The organism is Pseudomonas sp. LARHCG127 (genome assembly GCF_052871455.1).
In genome coordinates, this window is sequence record NZ_JBIXJT010000010.1 from 99,434 (window position 1) to 117,587 (window position 18,154).

Annotated in this window: 16 protein-coding genes; 14 read left to right on the forward strand and 2 right to left on the reverse strand. The window is 62.2% G+C overall.

Annotated elements, in window-relative coordinates; genetic code table 11:
- Positions 1 to 230: 230 nt before the first annotated feature.
- From gbpA to gspM, 13 genes are all read left to right on the forward strand, one after another.
- On the forward strand, positions 231 to 1,694 hold the full coding sequence (gene gbpA, locus ACIPQ1_RS18200) for an N-acetylglucosamine-binding protein GbpA (protein WP_446534555.1): 1,464 nt from the start codon (positions 231 to 233) through the stop codon (positions 1,692 to 1,694).
- A 67-nt stretch (positions 1,695 to 1,761) separates the two neighbouring features.
- Positions 1,762 to 2,040, forward strand: a complete 279-nt coding sequence (locus ACIPQ1_RS18205) for a hypothetical protein (RefSeq protein ID WP_446534556.1) — start codon at positions 1,762 to 1,764, stop codon at positions 2,038 to 2,040.
- The gene (locus ACIPQ1_RS18210) at positions 2,037 to 2,564 is read left to right on the forward strand and encodes a type II secretion system protein N (RefSeq protein WP_250962289.1); all 528 of its coding nucleotides are present in this window, start codon (positions 2,037 to 2,039) and stop codon (positions 2,562 to 2,564) included. Before ACIPQ1_RS18205 ends, ACIPQ1_RS18210 begins: the two co-directional genes overlap by 4 nt.
- Before the next feature lie 7 nt (positions 2,565 to 2,571).
- Entirely contained in the window at positions 2,572 to 4,497 is a 1,926-nt protein-coding gene (gene gspD, locus ACIPQ1_RS18215; RefSeq protein ID WP_446534557.1) for a type II secretion system secretin GspD, read from the forward strand.
- Positions 4,494 to 5,966: a type II secretion system ATPase GspE gene (gene gspE, locus ACIPQ1_RS18220; protein WP_446534558.1), complete on the forward strand. Its 1,473-nt coding sequence runs from the start codon at positions 4,494 to 4,496 to the stop codon at positions 5,964 to 5,966. The genes gspD and gspE overlap by 4 nt, the downstream gene beginning before the upstream one ends.
- Positions 5,967 to 5,970: 4 nt before the next feature.
- Entirely contained in the window at positions 5,971 to 7,179 is a 1,209-nt protein-coding gene (gspF, locus tag ACIPQ1_RS18225) for a type II secretion system inner membrane protein GspF (RefSeq protein WP_446534559.1), read from the forward strand.
- A 3-nt stretch (positions 7,180 to 7,182) separates the two neighbouring features.
- Positions 7,183 to 7,641, forward strand: a complete 459-nt coding sequence (gene gspG, locus ACIPQ1_RS18230) for a type II secretion system major pseudopilin GspG (RefSeq protein ID WP_446534560.1) — start codon at positions 7,183 to 7,185, stop codon at positions 7,639 to 7,641.
- A 2-nt stretch (positions 7,642 to 7,643) separates the two neighbouring features.
- Entirely contained in the window at positions 7,644 to 8,111 is a 468-nt protein-coding gene (gspH, locus tag ACIPQ1_RS18235; protein WP_446534561.1) for a type II secretion system minor pseudopilin GspH, read from the forward strand.
- On the forward strand, positions 8,104 to 8,490 hold the full coding sequence (gspI, locus tag ACIPQ1_RS18240; RefSeq protein WP_250962284.1) for a type II secretion system minor pseudopilin GspI: 387 nt from the start codon (positions 8,104 to 8,106) through the stop codon (positions 8,488 to 8,490). The genes gspH and gspI overlap by 8 nt, the downstream gene beginning before the upstream one ends.
- Positions 8,483 to 9,016, forward strand: a complete 534-nt coding sequence (locus ACIPQ1_RS18245; RefSeq protein WP_446534562.1) for a type II secretion system protein GspJ — start codon at positions 8,483 to 8,485, stop codon at positions 9,014 to 9,016. The genes gspI and ACIPQ1_RS18245 overlap by 8 nt, the downstream gene beginning before the upstream one ends.
- The gene (locus ACIPQ1_RS18250) at positions 9,013 to 9,858 is read left to right on the forward strand and encodes a type II secretion system protein GspK (RefSeq protein ID WP_446534563.1); all 846 of its coding nucleotides are present in this window, start codon (positions 9,013 to 9,015) and stop codon (positions 9,856 to 9,858) included. The genes ACIPQ1_RS18245 and ACIPQ1_RS18250 overlap by 4 nt, the downstream gene beginning before the upstream one ends.
- Entirely contained in the window at positions 9,858 to 10,961 is a 1,104-nt protein-coding gene (gspL, locus tag ACIPQ1_RS18255) for a type II secretion system protein GspL (protein WP_411386284.1), read from the forward strand. The genes ACIPQ1_RS18250 and gspL overlap by 1 nt, the downstream gene beginning before the upstream one ends.
- Complete coding sequence (gene gspM, locus ACIPQ1_RS18260; protein ID WP_446534564.1) at positions 10,961 to 11,416, forward strand: type II secretion system protein GspM; 456 nt, start codon at positions 10,961 to 10,963, stop codon at positions 11,414 to 11,416. Before gspL ends, gspM begins: the two co-directional genes overlap by 1 nt.
- Positions 11,417 to 11,625: 209 nt before the next feature.
- Here gspM and ACIPQ1_RS18265 read toward each other — a convergent pair whose 3' ends face one another.
- Positions 11,626 to 12,879, reverse strand: a complete 1,254-nt coding sequence (locus ACIPQ1_RS18265) for an MFS transporter (protein ID WP_446534597.1) — start codon at positions 12,877 to 12,879, stop codon at positions 11,626 to 11,628.
- 139 nt (positions 12,880 to 13,018) lie between these two features.
- Here ACIPQ1_RS18265 and ACIPQ1_RS18270 point away from each other — a divergent pair, with 139 nt between their 5' ends.
- Complete coding sequence (locus ACIPQ1_RS18270) at positions 13,019 to 13,921, forward strand: LysR family transcriptional regulator (RefSeq protein WP_411386286.1); 903 nt, start codon at positions 13,019 to 13,021, stop codon at positions 13,919 to 13,921.
- Positions 13,922 to 13,984: 63 nt separating this feature from the next.
- On the opposite strand, the gene ACIPQ1_RS18275 is transcribed toward ACIPQ1_RS18270, so the two are convergent.
- Positions 13,985 to 17,998, reverse strand: a complete 4,014-nt coding sequence (locus ACIPQ1_RS18275) for a dermonecrotic toxin domain-containing protein (RefSeq protein ID WP_446534565.1) — start codon at positions 17,996 to 17,998, stop codon at positions 13,985 to 13,987.
- Positions 17,999 to 18,154 lie beyond the last annotated feature (156 nt).

The following is an 18,154-nucleotide window of genomic DNA, read 5'->3' on the forward strand; positions in this document are numbered from 1 at the left end:
GTTTGCTTTTGTTTGTTGGGGATTTTTGTTCGTAAGATGTTTCTCTAATTATGTAAGGGAAATCGAATCAGAGATCATTCCTTCTATGTTGAGAGATTTATCCTACATAGAGAATCCTTAAGTTTCTATAAGGTTCCGGGCACTTGTAAGGGCGGGCGCTGAGCCGTCTGGCGCGCCTTTCGAGCAGGCGGTGACACGTCTTTCATTTTGATGACTAGTCTGGAATTTATATGAAAAATAACTTCAACAAGGGCAATGTATTAACGGGGTGTGCGTCTTCATTAGTTCTGTTGTCGGCCATGGCTGCATCGCAAAGTGTACTGGCCCATGGTTTCGTCGAAGTACCGCCTTCCCGTGCACTGTTGTGCCAGCAAGGTGTCAATCTGAACTGTGGCGGGGCGCAATACGAACCGCAGAGTACCGGCGAAACCTTCAAGGGTTTCCCGAATGGTGCAGGCGGCGGGCCGTTGCAGGGCCCTATCGACGGTAAAATCGCCAGCGGCGGCAAGGCCAACTTTTCTGCACTCGATGCGCAATCGTCTTCGCGCTGGCACCTGACCGAAATCAAGGACCGCAACATTGCCTTCCAATGGCGCTATAGCGCGGTGCATCCGGCGACCAAGCATGAATACTTCATTACCCGCGACGGTTGGAACCCGAACGAAGCGCTCAAGCGTGCCTCGTTCGATAGCACGCCGTTCTGTACGGTGGATGGCGGTAATCAACTCCCGGTGAGCGGAGCCCCGCACAACTGCGTCATTCCGGACAGTAAATCGGGTCATCACGTCATCCTGGGTGTCTGGACAGTGGGTGATACCGATGCCGCCTTCTACAACCCGGTGGATGTGAACATCCTCGCCGAAGCCGCGTTGCCGGGTGGCTGGTCGCCGGTGGGCAGTATTGCGCCATCGACCCAACTCCTGGTGGGTGACAAGGTCAAGGCCCGGGCATTTTCCGCCACCGGCGAAAATGCCGAGTACAGCCTGGAGATCAGCATCGACAACGCTGAGGAAGGCAAGGCTGAAAACTGGTCGTTCAAATTGGCCGAGGCCCTTAACAGTGCCTATCCACTCATTCGTGCCGGCATTCGTGACGAAGACGGCAATATCACGCCGATCAAGGGCACCAACAGCCTCTATGCCCAGAAAGAAAGCGGTGTGACCCGCTATGAAGTGCAACTGGAAATGCAGGAAGACGCCGGCGCCAGCATGGGGATTTCCTCCCTGCAGCCGGAGTACGTACTCGACAAGGGTCGGGTCAGCATGGCGTTCACCGCGCAGACAAACCGCCGGATGAACCTCGAAGCCACATTGTTCGATGAGAAGAACAAGCAAGTGGGTGTCGTGAGCAAGGTGGGTGAAGGCAGCACCGGGCTGAGCCTGGACGTGCGCAGCGCCCCGGGGGTTCATACCCTGACGCTGGTGGGTACCACCGAAGACGGGCGTACTACTCGCCAGGATACCAAGTCGGTCACTCTGACCGGTGAAGGCGCGGGTATCGAATACGACTTCGTGTTCCCTGAAGGCATCAGCGACTACACCGTCGGTACGAAAGTGCTGCAGCCCAAGACTGACGAAGTCTTCGAATGCAAGCCATTCCCATATTCCGGCTACTGCAAACAGTACTCCCCGACATCGAACGGCTTTGAGCCTGGTGTCGGTGCGTCCTGGCAGAGCGCCTGGGACAAGCTGTAAGTCCTGACAAGCATGGCCCCAGCCGATCCGTACGGGTTGCCTGGGGCTTTCACATGAGGACGCAGTGATGTCTATCCATTACTCCAGGCGGCGGGTGCTGCTGCACTGGTTGTCGGCGGCCATTATTTTATGGGCGTTGGTGTCCGGTTTTTATGTGGCGTTCAACCCGGTCTCGGCTTCGATCGAGCATTGGGTCGGGTCACTCAACGTGTCGCTGACGACGCTTTCGCTGCTGGTCGCGCTGCATCTGTGCGCCGTGCTCTGGCATGAGCTTTCCGGACGCAGGGTGGTGCGGCGAATGCTCTTCGCCAAGCCTGCGGGCACGCTCCAGCGAGCGCAAAGGTGAGCCTGTCTTTGTGGGCCGGCAACCGTTTGCCGAAGCTGGCGCTGGTGCTGGTGCCGCTGCTCTATGGCGTATTCCTGGCGGGGCAAGAGTGGCGTTTTCGCCAGGCATTGGACCGTAACGTGCCGGTAGTCGCCGACTCGCCGGTGGCGCCGGCCCGTGACTTGCCCAACGTGCAAGCGGTGGCGACCGTGCTCGGCCTGGCGCCTGAAGGTGCCCAGGCGCCGAGCGCCGAGCCCATTACCTTACAAGCCAGTTTTGTTGCCGACCAGGGATTGTCCCGGGCCTTGCTGGCGGACGCCGCCGGCCCGCGTGTGTACCAGGTCGGAGAGCGCTTGCCCGGTGGCAGCGTGCTGCGCCGGGTCGAGGCCAGCCATGTGACGTTGTGGCGCAATGGCCGGGAAGAGCGGTTGGCCCTGCAACCAGCGGCCAAGCCCTTGCTGCGTCGGTTGGGCCTCGAAGACGGGCGCCATGCTGCGCTGCATTCCTCGCAATACCTACGCCCGGTGGCGGGGCAATCAGAGTGATCGAATCATGAATAGCTTTATCCGGGATCGTGTATCGCGCGTCCTGTTCTGTCTTGCCGTGTCCTGTCCATTGGCGTTCGCCAGTGCACTGCAAGCCGAAGAGACTCATTGGCAATTGGCGATGAACAACGCGGAACTGCGCGACGTGGTCGAGGAGTTCTCAGCGATCCTCGGCAAGACCGTGGTGCTCGATCCCAGAGTCTCAGGACGCATTACCGTCATGTCCCGCGAGGCGCTGGACCGCGAAGGCGTGCGTCGGTTGTTCTATTCGGTCCTCGATGCGCATAACTTCACGGTGATCGACGAGGGCGAGCGCATCCTGATCATGCCGGTCAGCGATGCGAAGACGCGCGCCGCAATCGCGGATGCAAAAAGCGCCACGCCGTCGCAGTTCGTCACCCGGGTCCTGGACCTGCAATCAAGCATCGCCGCCGACGTCGCCGGGTTGATCCGGCCCTTGGTGTCGGCCAATGGTTACGTCGGCCCTTCGGTATCGTCCAACGCCCTGGTGGTCACCGACACCGCTGCCAATGTCCAGCGCCTCGCCGACGTGGTTCGGCAGTTGGACTCAGGGCGCAACCGCAATCATGTGGCGGTGCGGTTGCGGCATGCCCAGGCCGGGGACATCGCGCCGCTGATGGAAGCCTCCGTCGGCAAGCGCGAGGGTGACATGGCGGGCGTGGTGATCGCTGATGCCCGCAGCAATCGACTGGTGATCATCGGCCCGCCGACGGTGCGCCAGCGCCTGGTCGACCTGGCCCGGAGCCTGGATGTCCCGGCTGCGGCATCCCAGGACAACGCCCGGGTCATCCGCCTGCGCCACAGCGATGCCAAGCAATTGGCCGACGTGCTGGAAGGCGTCGGGCAGGATAAAAAAACCACACCGGCACTCGCTGGCCAGCGAGACATTGCCGCCACCCGCCCGTTCATGATCAAGGCCGATGAAAGCCAGAATGCCCTGGTGCTGATCGCCGACCCGGCCCAGATTCGTATCATCGAAAACATCGTCCGTGAACTGGATCAACCTCGGGCCCAAGTGCTTATCCACGCAGCCATCGTGGAGGTTTCCGGGGACATTACCGAAGCCTTGGGCGTGCAGTGGGGCCTCGACAGAGGCAGCGCGACCGGGTTTATCAACTTTCCGGGTACCGACATCCCGATCATCGGCAACCTGAACCTCAGTGAGCTGGATAAAGGACCGGAAGGTGCGATCCTGCGGCTGGGCGGCGACCGCTTCAGTGCGCTGATCTCGGCGCTGGCGAGCAACACTCACAGCAACCTGCTGTCCACCCCCAGCCTGCTGACCCTGGATAACCAGGAAGCGGAAATCATCGTGGGCCAGAATGTCCCGTTCAAGACGGGCTCCTACGCCACCAGTGGCAACGGCGCGGACAACCCGTTCACCACCGTGGAGCGCAAGGACGTCGGCATCAGCCTCAAGGTCAAGCCCTACATCAACGAAGGCTCGACCTTGCGCCTGGAGGTGGAGCAGGAGGTTTCGGACATCGCGCCGTCTGTTTCCGGCGTGGACTCCTCCGACCTGATCACCAACAAGCGCGCCTTGAAGAGCACGATCCTGGCGGACGATGGCGAGATCATCGTGATCGGCGGCCTGATCCGCGACAGTGTCCGCACCCAGCAAAGCGGTGTGCCGCTGTTGCGCAGCATTCCGTATTTGGGTGCGTTGTTTCGCTGGAACCGCGACACCCAGACCAAGAGCAACCTGATGGTGTTCCTGCGCCCGACCATCGTGCGCAGCAACGCAGACCTGGCCGAGGTCAGTCGCCAGCGCTACGACGCGCTCCGGGAGCTGAGCAAACCCGGCTCGCGAAAAAACAATTCGCTGCTGCTGCCTCGGGATGCCCACCAGCTGTTCGAGTCATCGACCGATGCACTGGCGATCGATCCGCAACGGCGCTCGGGTGCCCTGTGACTGACCCGCGAGCCCCATTGCCCTTTGGTTTCGCCAGGCGCCTGGGCGTGATGCTGGAAGGCGCGGGGCCGACGTTGAGCCTGGTCATGCGCCGCGATACACCGCTCACCGCCGCGGCCGAAGTGCGGCGTCTGTGTGGGCGGGACTTGCCGATCCAGATACTGGAACCGGCACAGTTCGCTGCGCGCCTGGCCAGCGTCTATCGCCAGGGCCAGAGCGCCGCCGAACAGGTCGCCCAGGGCCTGGACGAGGAACTGGACCTGCTCAGCCTGGCCGACCAGATGCCGCAGACCACCGACCTGCTGGAGCAGCAGGGCGATGCGCCGATCATCCGGCTGATCAATGCCTTGCTCAGCGAGGCCGTCCGCGAGCACGCCTCGGACGTGCACCTGGAAACGTTCGAACAGTACTTGTCGGTGCGCATGCGCATCGACGGTCAGTTGCAGGAAATGCTCCGGCCGCGCCGGGAACTGGCGAGCCTGCTGGTGTCGCGGATCAAGGTCATGGCGCGCCTGGACATCGCCGAAAAACGCGTGCCCCAGGATGGGCGAATGGCCTTGCGCCTGGCCGGGCACGAGGTTGATGTGCGGGTCTCGACCCTGCCTTCGGCCCATGGCGAGCGGGTGGTGTTGCGCCTGCTCGACAAGCAGGCCGGGCGCCTGGAGCTGCAGCGCCTGGGCCTGCCCGACGACACCCTGGCGAGTCTGCGCCAGTTGCTCGGCAAGCCCCACGGCATCGTGTTGGTCACCGGGCCCACGGGCTCGGGGAAGACCACCAGCCTGTACGCGGCGCTGAGCAGCATCAATGACCAGAGCCGCAACATTCTCACCGTCGAAGACCCCATCGAATATCACCTGCCGGGCATCGGCCAGATGCCGGTCAACCCGAAAGTCGACATGACCTTCGCCCGCGGTTTGCGGGCCATTTTGCGCCAGGACCCGGACGTGGTGATGGTCGGTGAAATACGCGACCGCGAGACCGCCGAAATCGCCGTCCAGGCGTCGCTGACCGGGCACTTGGTGCTCTCGACCCTGCACACCAACACCGCCGTCGGCGCGGTCACGCGGCTGGTGGACATGGGCGTGGATGCCTATCTGCTGGCGTCGTCCCTGGCTGGCATCGTCGCCCAGCGCTTACTGCGTCGTCTGTGCCCGTCCTGCAAGACGCCGTACGTGGCTGACGCCGCCACCTGGCGGCGCCTGGGCCTCGACGCCACTGCCGCGCCCCGGTTGTTCAAGGCCCAGGGCTGCGAGCAATGCCAGAAAGGCTATCGCGGGCGCTTCGGGATCTATGAGCTGGTGAATGTCAGCGCCGTCCTGTCGCAACTGATCCACCAGGGCGCCACCGAGCAGGCGCTGGCCGCCGAGGCGCGCAAGACCTCCCGCAGCCTGTTCCAAGACGGTCGCCAGCGGGTGCTGGAAGGCCTGACCAGCGTCGACGAACTGCTGCGCATCACCCAGGAGGATTAGCACCATGCCGACCTTCGACTATCGGGCCGAAGACGCCCAGAGCCGCCGCTGCAAGGGCCGTGTGGAAGCCGACAGCCCGCGCCATGCTCGCCAGTTGCTGCGCGAGCGCGGCTTGCTGCCCAGCGAACTGGCTGAAGCCAAGGAACCGCGAACCTTGGGCGGGCGGCATGCCGGAGCGCGTTTGAGCCCGGCAGATCTGGCATTGCTGACGTTGCAGTTGTCCACCTTGATCCAGGCCGGCCTGCCCCTCGAAGAATCCCTGGGAGCGGTGGCGCAACAGAGCCAGAAGCGCCGCGTCGCCCACCTGCTGGCGGCGGTGCGCAGCCGGGTGATGGAAGGCCACGCATTGGCGACGGCCCTGAGGGCCTTTCCCCAGGCGTTCCCCGAGCTGTTCTGCGCCACGGTCGCGGCGGGCGAGCAATCCGGGAACCTGGGGCAAGTGTTGGAGCAGTTGGCGAGCTACACCCAGGCGCGGCAGGCATCGCGCCAGCGCATTCAACTGGCGTTGGTTTACCCGCTGATCCTGATGCTGGCCTGTGTCGCGATTGTTGGCTTCCTGCTGGGCTACGTGGTGCCGGATGTGGTGAAGATTTTCATCGACAGCGGCCAGCCGTTGCCTTGGCTGACCCAGGCGCTGATCGCCGTGAGCGATGGCTTGCGCCGCTATGGCCTGTTGATGCTCGGTGCGCTGGCCGGGCTGTTCGGGCTGTGGCGCTGGAGCCTGCGCCAGCCGGCGTGGCGCCTGCGCTGGCATCGTTTGCTGTTGCGGCTGCCGGTGTTGAGCGAAGTGCTGCGGGCGATGGAGGCGGCGCGATTTGCCAGCACCTTGGCGATCCTGAGCAAAAGCGCGGTGCCGTTGGTGGATGCCTTGCACATCGCCGCGCAGGTGATCGGCAACCTGACGATCCGCGCCCGCATGGCCGACGTCGCCCGTTCGGTCCGCGAAGGCGGAACGCTTACGCATGGCCTGGAGCAGGGCGGCGATATTCCGCCGTTGATGCTGCACATGATCGCCAGCGGTGAGCGGGCCGGCGAACTCGACAACATGCTCGCCCGGGCCGCCGAACAACAGGAGGCCAGCCTCGCGGCGCGTATCGCGTTGGTGGTGAGCCTATTCGAACCGGCCATGTTGGTGCTGATGGGCGGCGTCGTGCTGCTGATCGTCATGGCCATCCTCCTACCGATCCTGAGCCTCAACCAATTGGTGAATTGAACGATGAAACTCCAAAGCAACCGATCCGCACGTCATCCACAACGCGGCTTCACCCTGATCGAAATCATGGTGGTGGTGGTCATCATTGGCGTGCTGGGCGCCATCGTGGTGCCGCAGTTCATGAGCCGACCCGACCAGGCCAAGGTCACGGCCGCCCGCACCGATCTCCAGGCGATCGCCACGGCCCTGGAAATGTACCGTCTCGACAACCTCCAGTACCCCTCGACCCAACAAGGCCTGGAGGCCTTGAGCAAACGCCCGTCCGGCACGCCCGTAGCCAGGAACTGGAACCCCCAGGGGTATCTGAAAAGCCTGCCGATCGACCCCTGGGGCACGCCCTACCAGTACCTCAATCCCGGGCATAAATCCGTCGACGGCAGCTATGACCTCTACTCCCTGGGCGCCGATGGCGTGCCGGGCGGTGAAGGGATGGCGGCCGACATCGGCAATTGGGCCGAGTGAACATGCAGCATCGTTGCCGGGGTTTCACCTTGCTGGAGCTGATGGTCGTCATCGTCTTGATCGGCGTCCTGGCGGGCATGGTCCGCTTCGCCACGGGACCGAGCCCGGCGCGTGAAGCCCGGCAGCAGGCCCGGGACTTCGTCGCGGTGGTGCAGCAATTGCGCGAGCGGGCGGTGTTGGACGGGCAGGAATACGGTGTGCGTGTGCAGCCTGGCGGTTATCAGGCGTTGCGGCTCGAAGCCCAGGACTGGACGACGGTGTCGGCGTTGCATCGATTGCCCGAGGGCCTGACGCTGGGGTTGGAGCAGGAGGGTCATGTCCTGCGCCTCGACGACGTCCAAGGCCCGCCGCAGTTGCTGATGCTCAGCAGTGACGAGATCAGCCCGTTCAGGCTGCTGATCAAAGTCGCGGGGCAGGCGATTGCCCGGGTCTCGAGCGATGGCCTGGCGGAGCTGCTGATCGATGAGTAATGCGCGCGGGCAGGCCGCCGATTGCCGGGGGTTCACGCTGTTGGAAGTCATGATCGCCCTGGCGATTTTCGCGACGCTGGCGGCGGCCGTGCTTTCGGCCAGCCAGTTCGTGCTCAAGCAAAGCGCTGGCCTGGAGGACCGTCTGTTCGGCGCCTGGCTGGCGGACAATCAGTTGAGCGAACTGCGCCTGCAAGCCGTCACACCGCCCGGACAACAGCGACTGAGCCGGCACCTTGATCGCCGCGATTGGGTCTTGCAACAGCGGATCGCCCCGGCTCGTGATGGGCGGCTGTTGCAGGTCGAGATCCAGGTTCGCCGCGGCGACAGCGCGACCGTCGCGTACCGCACCATCGGGTGGATCCGAAGCCATCATGAATAAGCAGTCGGGTTTCACCTTGTTGGAGCTGGTTATCGCCATCGGCATTTTTGCCTTGCTCGGCCTGGCCAGTTGGCGGTTGTTCGATGGCGTCGTGCGGACCCAACAGGGAGCCGGTCAGCATGAGCGCGACATCCGGGCCTTGCAGCGCGCTGTCGGCGTGATCGAACGGGATATGTGGCAGGCGGTTGTCGACTCGGTCGTGCTCGCGCCGGGGCACTTGCGCTTGCAGCGCAGCCATTGGCGCAACCCGTTGGACCAGCCGCGCAGCGAACGGCAAGCGGTGAGCTATCAGCTCCAGGGCGGCGCGTTATGGCGCGAGACAGTCGGTGAAGGCACGACGCTTGCGCAGCGGCAGAAATTGCTCGACGACGTCCACAGCCTGAGCTGGCGGGTGTTCGACCGCCAGCAGGGCTGGCACCGCGAAACCGCGAGGGGCAGCGCGCCGCTGGCGCTGGAATTGATCGTGTCGGCGGGGCGTTTCGAGCAGATCCGTCGAGTGTTGCTGTTGCCAGAGGCGCTGCCATGAGGCGCCAACGCGGCGTGGCGCTGATCAGCGTGCTGCTGGTGCTGAGCCTGGCCTTGCTGCTGGTCGGTAGCCTGTTGCGCAGTCATCGCCTGTTGTTGCACAGCAGCGCGCAGCAACTGCAACAGGTCCAGTTGCGGCAATTGGGATTGGCGGGGGAAGACTGGGCGCGGGTGGTGTTGGAAGGCAGCGGGATCACCTCGTCCGGGCCCGTTGACCTGAGCCAGGATTGGGCTCGGCTCGAGCCCGTGTTGGAGGTGGACGGCGCCGAGCTGCGCATCGCTATCGAGGATTTGTCCGGGCGCCTGAATCTCAACACGCTGCTGGCCCTGGGGCAAATCGATCAGGTCAGCTTCGGTCGCTGGAGTCGCCTGCTGGCCTTGCTGGATCTGCCGCCACTGACGTTGCCCCAGGTCGGGCCGGTGCAGGAGTTGAGTCAACTGCGTCTGTTGCCAGGCGTCGACGGCCAGACGCTGCAGCGCCTGGAACCCTGGGTGGTGTTGCTGCCCAAGGACGCGCGGCTGAACATCAATACCGCCTCGCAGCGTGTGCTGATGACCCTCGATGGGATGAAAGCCGGGCCCACCCAGGCATTGGTCAACCAGCGTCGTCACGCGCCATACGCCGGCGTGCAGGCGTTTACCAACGACCCGTTGCTGTCCGGAGTCGGCCTCAACAGCCATGGGTTGGGCGTGGGCAGCCGCTGGTTTCGAATCACGGTGAGCGTGATCCATGGCGACAGCCGTCTGCGCCTGGCCTCGGATATCGAGCGCGATTCTGTCAGTGGGCGCTGGACGGTTCGTCAGCGTCGTTTCTTACCCTTCAGCCCCAGCGAGTTTCCTTGATGAAAGCCTGGCTTTACCTGACCGCTGAAGGCCTGGACGCGCCTTGCGCCAACTGGCCATGCTGCGTGTGGTCGCCAACCGGCGAGCGTCGTCGCCTGCCGTTGCACGAGGCGGCCGGCGAGTTGAACGGCCGGCCCGTCGATGTGCTGTTGCCAATGGAAATGTGCAGTTGGTTGCGCAGCGATCCGTGGCCGTCTCGACGCCAGCCCCGGCCCCAGGCCCTCGCATTCGCCATCGAAGAGCAACTGAGTGAAAACCTGGAGGCGCTGCACATCAGCATCGGCCCGCGGGACCGTCAGCACCGCTATCCGCTGATGGTGACGGCGCGGGGCCGGTTCCAGGCGCTGTTGGCGCTGCTCGCCGAACAAGGCATCGATACCCGTGCGGTGCATGTCGATGCTGATCTGATTGCCGATGACCAGGCGTTTGGGGTGCGCTGGTTCGGGCGCTGGCTGTTGGGTGGAGGGCTTTCGGCGCGGATGTCGTTGTCAGTAAAAGGCTTGGCAACGCTCAAGCCTGGCTTGCCTGAGGAGATGCACTGGCTGGACGAGGAGCGTGATCGCCAAGGCATCGATGAGTGGCTGTTGAGCACGGGCGGACATCCCATTGACCTGTTGCAGGGCGAGTTCCGTCGGCGCCGCCAACCGCTGCCGTGGCGGGGCACCTCGGTGGCTGCGCTCGGCGCGCTGATGCTCACCTGGGTCTTCAGTGAAACGCGCATAGGCTTTCTTGAAAGTGAAACCCGGCGTCTGTACGTCCAAAGCGAACAGCGATTCAGGTCGTTGTATCCGGAGCAGGAACGGATCGTCGACCTGGCGGCGCAGTTCCAGGCATTGCAGAGCCGTCGTGGGCCAGGTCCGGACACTCAGGTTGCGCGTCTGACCCGGCTGACCGAGCAGGTGATCGGTGCCAGCAACGTTGAGGTGCAGCGCATCGATTTCCGCGAAGGCGAAGGCTGGAAAATCCAGCTGACGGCGAACAGTTTTGTCGAGCTTGAACAACTGCGTGAACGCGGACAGCAAAACGGATTGCCCGTCACCCTGGGCAGCGCCAGCAAGCAAAACAACCGCGTGCAGGCCATCCTCACACTGGAGAGCCGTTGATGAACATCGATGGATGGCGGGTCTTGAAACAGGCCTGGGGAAACCTCTCGCGCCGAGAGCAAGGCTTGTTGCTGGGGCTTGCCGGATTGTTGTCGGTGGCGCTGGCCTACACCGCGATTTGGCAACCGACCCGGCAACGACTGGAGGTTGCCGAACGACAGCATCGCCAACAAGCCGAACTGAACGCCCGGATCCAGCGCGCCGAACCCTCCCGGCATAGGACTGCCGCCACCCGACCCTTGTCGGTGCGCGTCAATGCAAGCGCGACGGCAGCGGGGTTGGACATGGCGGAAATGGAGGCCGACGGCGACTCGTTGCGACTCGCTGTCAGTGGCGATGCGAGTGCGTTGCTGCAGTGGTTGGATCAACAAGAGCGGGAGGGGGCGGTGCTGCGATCGCTGACGCTGGAAGTGGAAGAGGGTGTGCTGAGTGCTCGGGTGGTGTTGCGTCAATGACTCACCGAACGCACAACAACGTTGATCAGGAATATGAGCTTTTGTGGCGAGGGAGCTTGCTCCCGCTCGGCTGCGCAGCAGCCGTAGACCGGTTTGCAGGGCGTACCTGTTGCACCGCGGTCTCTGTTTTTGGGGCGGCTGCGCCACCCAGCGGGAGCAGGCTCCCTCGCCACAAAGTAGCGACGCTGTCCCGGAGGTGGAAGTGAGGGCTAGACCTGCACATTCCCCGGCAGCAACGGCAATTTCGCCAGCTTCATCGCCACGCACAACGCAATCACCAGCAAGCCACCGATGAACAGGCCGATCCCGTTCCAGCCGCCCAGGTGCCAGGCCACGCCGCCCGCCGTCCCTGCAACGCTGGATCCAGCGTAATAGCTGAACAGATAAAGCGACGAGGCCTGGCCCTTGGCCTTGAGGGCGCGGCGGCCGATCCAACTGCTGGCCACCGAATGGGCGCCGAAGAAACCGAAGGTGAACACCAGCATGCCCAGGATCACCAGCCACAGCGGCGTGGCCATGGTCAGCAAGAGGCCCGCGAGCATCAGCGCGATGGTCGCCCAGAGCATTTTGCGCCGACCGAGCTGGTCCGCCAGTGCGCCGACTTTTGCCGAGCTGTAGATACCCGACAGGTACACCACCGACAGCAACCCGACGAAGGCCTGGTCCAGATGATAAGGCTCGGCCAGCAGGCGATAGCCGATGTAGTTGAACAGCGTCACGAATGCGCCCATCAGCACGAACGCTTCGAGAAACAACAGCGGCAACCCGGCATCGCGAAAGTGCAGGGTGAAACCGTCCAACAGACTGCGCGGATGCAGGGAACGGGGACGGAAGTTGCGTGACTCGGGAAGAATCCGCCAGAACACCGCCGCCGCAATCAGCGCCAGGCCACCTACCACCAGCATCGCGGTGTGCCAGCTGACGAAGTCGATCAAGACCCCGGCGATCAGGCGTCCGCACATGCCGCCGATGGCGTTGCCGGCGATGTACAGCCCCATCGCCAGGCCAATGTGCTTGGGGTGGATTTCCTCGCTCAGGTAAGTCATCGCCACCGCCGCCAACCCGCTCAACGACAGCCCGACGAAGGCGCGTAGCAGCAGTACACCTTCCCAAGTCGGCATCATCGCGCTGGCAATCGTGCACAGCGACGCGGCGAACAACGCCGTGACCATCACCGATTTGCGGCCGATGCGGTCGGAAATCGGACCGGTGATCAACAGGCCGATGGCGAGCAGGCCGGTCGCCACCGACAAGACCAGGCTGCTCTGCGCCGCGTTTATGGAAAACTCCTTGGACAGCAGCGGCATCATCGGTTGCACGCAATACAACAGGGCGAAGGTCGCAAAGCCACCGCAGAAAAGCGCCAGCACCGTGCGCATGAACAACGGCGTGCCTTTCTCGATATAGATGTCCTTGAGTTCGACGGCGACGTCCTGCGCACGCGGCGGGATTTCATGGGCCAGTGGAGCGACAGCAGTTTTCACGGTGGACCTCGCAAGGACACGATCAGGCAGGCGATGAAAAAAGCATATAGCCGGCTAATGTTTCTATCCAATATATTGTTCGACCTGTTTAAGACGTTAAACGACCTATTGGGGGCCCATGGAACTGCGTCACCTGCGTTATTTCATCGCCGTTGCCGAAGAACTGCATTTCGGCCGCGCCGCGCTGGCCCTGGGGATCTCCCAGCCGCCGTTGAGCCAGCAGATCCAGGCACTGGAGCAGGAGATTGGCGCGCGGCTGTTCGAGCGTACCAATCGTCGGGTCGAATTGAGCGAGGCCGGACGGTTGTTCCTTGAAGAAGCGCGACGGGTATTGGCCCAGGTCGACAAGGCCGCCGACGTGGCCCGCCGTGCGCAACTGGGGGAGTTAGGCGAACTCAAGATCGGCTTCACGTCCTCGGCACCGTTCAACTCGACCATTCCCCAAGCCATCTTCGCCTTCCGTCAACGCTTCCCGGCCGTTCACCTTAACCTGCGGGAAATGAGCAGCACCCAGGTCTCGGATGCGTTGGTGGACGAAACCATCGAGGTGGGCATCATGCGGCCGTTGCCGCTACCGGATTCACTGGTAGCCATCGAGCTCAGCCGCGAACCCTTGGTAGCCGTGCTCAGCGCCAAGCATCCGCTCGCCCAGGGCAGCGACGAAGGCTTGTACTTGTCGGCGCTGGCCCACGAGCCTTTCGTATTTTTCCCACGAAGCTACGGCAGCGGTCTTTACGCCCAGCTTTTAACGTTGGCCCGCGACGCCGGTTTCAGCCCGCACTTCGCCCAGGAAGCCGGGGAGGCCATGACCATCATCGGCCTGGTGGCGGCTGGCCTCGGGGTCTCGGTGCTGCCGGCATCTTACCAACGCATGCGTATCGACGGCGTGGTCTATCGGCCGCTGCTCGACCCGGCGGCGGTTTCGGCGGTGTGGCTGGTCCAGCGCAAGGACCAGCGTTCGCCGATGGCACAAGCATTCATAGGGCTGTTGACCGACGGAGCGCAATCATCCAGTGCCTAACGATGGCATTCGACGCAGGCCGCGCCTGTTTGCCCAACTCCCGGGGCTGGCCTTGCGCTTGGCTTAGTCCCCCCAAAACGTGGCGTGTCTGGTGGCGTGATAGTCGTAGAAGCCTTGGAGAATCCAGGTATTGCCTTGACGTTCGAATGCGGCGCGCCATGCGCCCCGTCCGCCGCCGGGAGCCAACTGTGCCATGTCGTACCAGTAATAGCGGTTGATTTTTTTAGTGGTGATTCTGCCGGCTCGGAGGTCATCCATGATTTCGCTGACTTTCGCCCGGGCGGGGGCCGGGAAATTGTCATATGACATCTGCGCGTCAGCCAGGGGACTGACTGTCACCGTGTACTCAGGGATAACCGTCGAGGGCTTCGCCGCGGCAGGGGCAGGAACCGAAGAGGCTGCTTGTCCGGTCACCTTGTGGGAGGCGGCTTGGGTGACCAGCTCGATATCGAATGGGCTGTAGTTTTTGAGGGAGCGGGTGAAGGTATCGATGTCATTTTCGGTGGTGAGAAGCGCACTTCGCTGTGTCTTGCCCCGGTTAATGATGATATGGCGAATTTTGTAGTTCCTGATCTCCGTGAGCAGCCCGGGCTTGTGTCGGCGCAGTCGCTCTTTTCGAAACTCATCAATATTGTCGATTCGATATTCCGGTGATTCGATATAGGCCTCTCTTGCAGCAACCACGGAGGGTTCGTCTCCAGGGAACAAGGTGTCAAGTTTGGATTCCAGCCGTTTCTCGACAACTTGGACTGTGTCGCTGATGTCTTTCGATATTTTGTCGACGGCGTCTTTTTTTCGCCCGTTTCTTGGAGTGATCACAATGTATTTCGCACCGGTTATGTTATCCGGCAGGATAGTTGCACTGGCCTTCAGGCGTCCTTCGAGGATGAATTCCTCCTTGTGCAGGATGAGCGTGTCATAAAGTCGATATTTTTGCGGAAGGCTCAGGGAGAGGTTTTTTTCTTTTTGAAGCGTATCACTCGTCTGTTCGACAAGATCCCAGATGCCAAGCTTATGAAGTAGGTGTTTACGTTTGGGTTCGTAAACTTGATAGTTCTGCCGATTTATCTGTTTTAAATGCAAGCGGTAACTTTCGATATCGGCGGCGCCTACATCGTTCATGCTTTCTTTAAGTACGCGGTCCAGCAACGTTTCGGGCATTGAGCGAACCACGCGTTTCATCACGTTGGCTGCTTCGCTGGGGAGGTCATGCCCGCTGGGCAGGACCCCTTCCACCAAGGCGTTGAATTTCTTGTCTTCCGGACGCTCTTGGGGGCGACTCCAATACCCGCCGCCGCCGAGCAAACGCCGACGCTCCTGAACGGTCCATTGGCCGTTTTCCCACGTCACTGTGCGCTGGTCCGTGCGGTTGTTCGGCGCGTAGATGACTTGCTCGCCGTCCTGGAAAGCCGTCTTGAAATAATCTTTGCCTAGCTTCAGATAACCCTGCCCGTGCAAATCCCTATAGCGGTTGCGCCCCTCCGGCACCAGGCCCTTGCCCTCGAAGCCTTTCAGTTGGAATGCCTCCAACCGCGGGTCCGGCATGCGAGGCAGCGATGCCAAGGCCGGGTAGGCGTTGCCTCTGGGCCGCGTCGCGCGGGCCATGATCAAATCTTGCCCGCCTTCGGCAAGCACCTCACCCAGCCCGCGGATGAAATCGCTTGCCCACTGGCTGACGCTACCGCCTTCATCCTGTATCGCCGAGACGGCGGCACCGCCTGCCATGGTCGGTAGAATTGCGCGTCCCACTGTCCCAGCCAAGCGGCCTGCCGGTGCCATCGACATAGCCCCCGTCAACAGGGCTACACCGTTGCGACGCCCTTCCCGAGCCGCCGCGCTGTCGCGTTCGGCGTTGGTCACTGTCAGGGCCTGTACCGTTTTGAGGGCATGGGTTATTTGCGTCTCATGCAGTGTCTTGAACAGGTCTCCCTCAACCACGGGTGAAGTGACTTTCAAGGCGAAATCGCTTGGCGTCCTGTCCTTCGTCCAGGTGAAAACCGATTGCGTGACCTTCTTGATTTTCTCTTGGACGGTCAGGTTGTCCTCTGCCGGCAACAGGCTTGCGAGCTGTGCGGCTTGCTCCAGCAGCGGAAGTTGGGAGATCAGCCAGCGGGTCATTTGCGGTGTGGCCGTGAGGGTCTGCGCCAACGCCGTCTGCAGCGCTCGACCGCTGCCTGATGCATCCACGTCCCTGAAGGTCTTTCCATCCGGCGCACCTGGCGTGTACAAGGTCAACGAAGGGCGGCTGGCGAATGACTTCACTCCGAACGCAAGCAGGTCCTTCAGCACGCTGTCGCCCCAATGCAATTGCCGGACGACCACTTCGTGCCCGTTGACCTTGTCACGTCCCGCCGACCCAGGGCAATCCAGCGCCGCCAAGACCAGCTTCAAGCCGGTGTTGTCCTTGTCGTGTCGCAAGTCTCCCGAGATGTGGGCCGCCCACACCTCGGCCCGCATTTGCGTTGCTTTCACACTCATCCATTGAGTCTGTCGCTCCCGTGCCATGCGTTGCAGCACCACCGGAAGGCGCGCACCCACGTCTGCCCGCTCGATGACCTCGACAATCTGCGGGAAGCTCAACGGGCCGACCACGGTGTGGTGAGCTGCCTGGCGTTCATCATCTGTCAGGTTGGACATCGCCCAGTCCGTCAGGGAGCGCCTGTCGTCATGGAACGCTTGCGCACTGCCCATGGAGACCCCGGACCCGAACGGTGAATGGCCCGTCGGTGCGTGCGGATCAAGCGCCTCTTTTCGAATGCTCAGGGTGATGTCTTCAGGGTCGGCAGGTGGGTATTTTTCCTTGATGTAGCCGGCGAGTAGCGTGCGGGCCTGGTCTCGAATGGCCTCTGGAGTGGCCATCGACACTGGGTCCGGCGGTGCTGGCGTATCGGCGATGGTGTTCTGCAGGGCCTGCGTCGCTTTCCACCATGCCAGGCGATCGTTGCCGATGATGTGCGGGTTGGCGTGGAGCCAATGATCGAGGCTTGCCAGTTTCAGCCGAAACTCACGTTCGTCCAGGACGCCAGCCAGATCCAGTCGAATACCCAGGTCCGCTGCGGCGTCCAGCCGATGCACCCAACTGGAGATGTTTTCCCCTTCGACAATGTCATCCGACAAAGCATCGCGAATGGCGGCTTTTTGCGCCGTACGCACGTCCGTGGCCAAACGCGTCAGGAAGTTTTGCGCCAACGGCACGAGTTCCACCTCATCGGCGGCGCTGTCGCCTATGAACGAGGTCTTCAGTTGCTGCAAATTCTCGTAGACCTCCAGCGGCTTACCGGGACGGTACAGTACGGCGCCGCCCCAATCCGTATCTGCGTCGTGCCGGGACAGGGCAACGGCGCTGGTCACCGGAACGGACAATCCCCAATCCAGGTAGATGGCGCTCAGGCTGTACAACCAGGGCCTGTAACTTTCCGCCAGCTTGTTACGAGACGCCGCGTCCGGCGCCGACAGCGAATCCATTATCGACTTGTGCATCTGCCGGCTCAGCGTCTTGTCGTGTAGATGAAGGTCCGCCAGTGCCTTGAGTTGCATAGCGAGTTCGTCCGCCAACCAGCCGTTGATGCTTCGTCCCTGGCTGAACGCGGCGGGCCTATCCCAGAAGCTATCCAGCGACGTCATGAGCAGCTGTTCATAAGCGACTGGCGTGGTATTGAGCAGTTGACGGAATTTTTCTTTCGCCCGGCGACTGTTCAGAAGGGTGGGCACTCGCTTGGAACTGTCCAATTCCTGGACTATTTCAAGGTTATCCAGATCCGCCAAGCTGTCGCTGATATCGACCTGGCCGGTGATGGCGCGCCAGAAAAGAAGCTCAAGGCCGGTGATGTTTTTATCCGTTGGCCCGGAGCTCGACCCGTCGGGTTCATGCCCCGATTGAGGGATCGGAGTTTTTTGCGATACGCGCACGGACAGCTTGTCCACTGCCATGTCGACCGGCAGGATGGGGAAGCTTCGTTTGAGCCAATGGTCCAGGTGCTGCCGGGTGACCTCAGAAGGCCGTGGCGCAGCTTTGCTCAGGTTTATCATTCGTTGCTGCGAGGCGTTGATCTGGCCCGATAAGTCGTGATCCAACATAGTCTCTTCCTGGGAAAGTTTCGGAAAAGACAAGCTATTGGGGAAAACCGACGCAGGAGCGGTAAATAGATACCGCACGAAGGAAGGGCGGCAGTGCAGTTGTCAGTGTGGAGTCACGAGTTTCAGGGATCGCGGATATTCTTTGTACCGCAGGAA